Origin of the sequence: Streptomyces flavofungini, from assembly GCF_041028215.1 — a bacterium.
GTDB lineage: Bacteria > Actinomycetota > Actinomycetes > Streptomycetales > Streptomycetaceae > Streptomyces > Streptomyces flavofungini_B.
This window is the reverse complement of sequence record NZ_JASKYR010000767.1, coordinates 1-4,068: the sequence shown is the minus strand read 5'-3', so window position 1 is coordinate 4,068 and position 4,068 is coordinate 1. Positions and strand designations below refer to the sequence as shown.

The window sequence follows — 4,068 nt, the reverse complement described above, 5'->3', positions numbered from 1 at the left end:
CCGCCGCGCCCTCCTCCGCCCCCGAGGACCCCGCCCCGGGCGAGCCCGTCCTCGTACCGCTCTCCGCACGCACCGAGGACCAGCTCCGGCAGAGCGCCGCGCGCCTGCGGGACGCGCTCGCCGGGGACGCTCGGCCCTCGCTCCGTGATGTCGCGTACACCCTGCGGGTGGGCCGGGTGGAGTGGTCCGAGCGGGTGGCCTTCGTGGTGCGTGATATGGACGAACTGGTGGGGCAGCTCGGCGACTTCGCCGAGCGTGGGGTGCGCCCGGTGCGCCCGGAGTCCGGCGGCGGTGACCTGTACGAGGTCGCGCGGCGCTGGGTGCGCGGTGACGCGGTGGACGTCGACGCCCGCCATGACGACGCGGGGCGGCGGCCGTCGCGGGTCGCCCTGCCGACGTATCCGTTCGCGGGGGAGCGGCACTGGGTGCCCACCGGTACGGGTGGTGTGTCGTCCGCCGGGGCGGCGCGGGCCGTCGGGGCCGCTGACGTCGCGGCGTCCCCCGTCGTACCGCCGAGCGGGCTGCTGAGTGTGCCGCGCTGGGTGGAGGCGCCCGCCGTCACCGTGCCCGCGGCCGTGCCGCGCAGGGTGCTGATCGTCGCCGAGGAACCGGGGACCGGGCTCGCCGGGGCGCTGGCCGCGCACTACCGGCGCGTCGGCGCGGACGAGGTGGCCGAGCGGCGGCTCGACGACTCCTCCGGCCTCGCGGGGGCGGCGCCCGACCGCGTCCTCCTCGTGACCGGGGGCTCCGGCTCCCGCTCCGGCTCGGACGGCGCCACCGACGCCGGTCCCGAACTGGCGCTGCTCCGGCTCGTCAAGGCCGTACGGCGGCTCGACGGAGGTCGGCCGCGGCCCGACGGCGCGCGCACCGACCTGTGCGTCGTCACCCAGGACACGCAATCGGTCGCGGGCGAGCGGAGCGCGGCGCACGGCGCGGGTCTGGCCGGTCTCGCCTACTTCGTGGCGCGTGACTCCGGCCGGTTCGCCGTACGCGATGTCGACGTCGCGTCGGCCGACCTCCGCACGCCCGAGGGCCGCGCCGCGGTGGCCGCCCAGGTGGCCGACGAGCCCGCGTCCCCCGCCGCCGGACTCGTCGCGCTGCGCGGCGGGCGGCGCCACCGGCAGGAGGTCGTCCCGGTGAGCCAGGACGAGGCCGCGACGCCGGGGCTGCCCGGCATCCGCCCCGGCGGCACGTATGTGGTGGTCGGCGGCAGCGGCTTCGTCGGACGTGTCGTCAGCCGCCACCTCATCGACCGCTACGACGCCAAGGTGGTCTGCGTGGGACGCCGCCCGCAGAGCGACCCCGCCGTGCGCGAGGCGCTCTACGGCGACCGCGTCGGCTACGTACAGGGCGACGTCACCGACCCGCGCCAGGCCCGGCGGGCGATCGCCGAGGCCAAGGGGCTGCTCGGCGAGATCCACGGCGTGCTGTTCGCCGGGGCGACGCGCATCACCGGGGCGCCGGGCGCGCTCGCCGACCTCGGCGAGGAGGAGTTCCGGGCGCACTACGAGATCAAGGCGTCCGGCGCGCGCAACGTGTACGAGGCCGTGGCCGACGAGCCGCTCGACTTCCTCTGCTACTTCTCCTCGGCCCAGGCCTTCTCCTTCGGCGGGGCGGGCACCCACGCCGCCTACGCGGCCGGCATCACCTCGGCCGACGCCTTCGCCAGGGCCGTCGCACCGGGCGCCGCCTTCCCGGTCGGCATCGTCAACTGGGGTGCCTGGCGCGCCTCGTTCGGCGACGCCGCGTGGGACTACCCGACGCTCGGCTTCCTGGACGACGGCGAGGGCGCCGCCTGCTTCGACACGGCGGTGCGGCTGCTGCGGGCGGGCCGCCACCGTCAGGTCATCGGCATGCGGGCCGCCCCCGCGCGGGGCGTGACCGGTGGCGCGGGACCCGACCGGCCGGACCCGGCCGCACCCGTGGCCCCGGACCGGCCCGGGGCCACCGCCCGCGACCGGCGCCCGGAACTCCGGGGCCTGCTGGTGGCACGGCTCGCCCGGACGCTGCGGGTGCCGAAGGAGGAACTGTCGCCCTCGACGGCCTTCGCCGACCTGGGTGTCGACTCGATCACCGGCTCCACGTTCGTCGCGGGAATCGCCGAGGAACTGGGGATCGAGCTCAACGCGGCGGCCCTGTACGAGTTCTCCTCCGTCCAGCGGCTCGCCGAGCACCTCGACGAACTGCTCGCAAAGGAGCCGGAGGAACCACCGGCGGCCACGCCACAAGAACCGTCAGCACCACCGGCACCACCGGCACCACCGGCACCACCGGCGTCGCCCGTGACGTCCGCGCCGGACGACCTGATCGTGAAGTTGGAGGCACGGTTCGCGGCCGGAGAGCTGTCCGCCGCGGAGGTGCTCGACCTGCTCGACGCAGAGCTGGCCACGAGGGAGCAACGATGAGCAGCGCTAACTTCCGCGACATCCTCGACGGTTACGTCAAGGGCGCGGTCGGCGCGGACCAGGCACGCGGTCTCCTCGACGCGCGCCGCCAGGACCACAGCGAGGGCCAGGGACAGCGGGAGCGGATGCTGGACATCGCCGTCGTCGGCATGGCCGGGCAGTTCCCGGGCGCGGCGGACGTACGCGAGTTCTGGCGCAATCTCACCGAGGGCCGCGTCGGCTACGGCGAACTGCCCGACCACTACATCGCCCCGGACGACCCCGCGGGCTACCGCTGGGGCGGCGCGCTGACCGAACGCGACCACTTCGACGCGGAGTTCTTCGGCATCAGGGCGCACGAGGCGGACCTGATGAGCCACAACCAGCGGCTGCTGCTCCAGGAGAGCTGGCACGCCCTGGAGGACGCGGCGATCGACCCGACGTCCCTCGCCGGTTCCCGTACCGGCCTGTTCATCGGCGCCGAGCCCACCGGCTACCCGCACGAGTCGTTCACCGGCGCCTCCGACGCCCTGGTGGCCTCCCGGCTCTCGTACTTCCTCGATCTGCGCGGCGCCGCCCTCGTCGTCAACACGGCCTGCTCGTCCGGGCTCGCCGCCGTACACCTGGCCTGCCAGAGCCTGCGCTCGGGCGAGTCGTCGCTGGCCCTCGCGGGCGGCGTGAACGCGGGCCTGGACGCGCGCGGCCTCGACCTCCTCGTCGAGAGCGGCGCGATGTCGCCCAGCGGCGAGTGCCGCACCTTCGACGCCGAAGCCAACGGCACCGTCTACTCCGAGGCGGTGGCCGTCCTCGTACTCAAGCGGCTCTCCGATGCGGTGGCCGACGGCGACCACATCCACGGCGTCATCCGCGCCACCGGCATGAACCAGGACGGCGCGAGCAACGGCATCACCGCCCCGAACGGCGCGGCCCAGGAGGAGCTGGTCCGCGACGTCTATGAGCGCTTCGGCATCCCCGCCGAACGCGTCGGCTACGTGGAGGCCCACGGCACCGGCACGGCACTGGGCGATCCGGTGGAGGCCAACGCGCTGGTACGGGCCTTCCGGCGGCTCACCGCTGAGCGCGGCTTCGCCGCCATCGGCAGCGCGAAGGCGCACATCGGCCACACGGGCGCCCCCGCCGGAGTCGTCGGCCTGATCAAGGTGCTGCTCTCGATGCGGCACGGCCGGCTCGTCGGCATGCCGACGCTGCGCGGCCTCAACCCGCTGATCGACCTCACGGATTCGGCCTTCGCCGTCGACGCGGCGGCCGGTCCGTGGCAGCACCCCGCCGGGCTCCCGCTGATGGCCGCGGTGAACTCCTTCGGCCACAGCGGGACCAACGCGCACGTCGTCGTCGAGCAGTACGTGCCCGCCGCTGGGCGGGAGCTTGCCCAGGACGCGTCCGCGCAGGTCGTGCCGCTGTCGGCGCGTACGCCCGAGCGGCTGCGGGCGTACGCGGAGGCGCTCGCGGAGCACTTGGCGGACGCCGCCGCCTCGCCCGCCACCGCTGTCCGGGAGGACCGGAGGACCGTGGCGCCCGCGCGGGTGTGTGCCGTGGTGGCCGGTGTCCTCGGCGTCGACGCCGACGAGATCGACCCGGACGAGCCGCTCGSCTCCTACGGGGTACGTCCCGAGCAGCTCGCCCGCATCGGGGAGGCGCTGGACGCCGAGTTCGGGGGCGGGGG

2 protein-coding genes are annotated in these 4,068 nt (G+C 75.4%); both read left to right on the top strand.

Annotated elements, in window-relative coordinates; translation table 11 throughout:
• Positions 1-2,405 (top strand): SDR family NAD(P)-dependent oxidoreductase (locus AB8Z36_RS34075; protein WP_369217258.1); only part of this gene is annotated, 2,405 nt, incomplete at its 5' end.
• On the top strand, positions 2,402-4,068 hold a 1,667-nt coding region (locus AB8Z36_RS34070), incomplete at its 3' end, for a beta-ketoacyl synthase N-terminal-like domain-containing protein (RefSeq protein WP_369217257.1). The genes AB8Z36_RS34075 and AB8Z36_RS34070, both read left to right, overlap by 4 nt.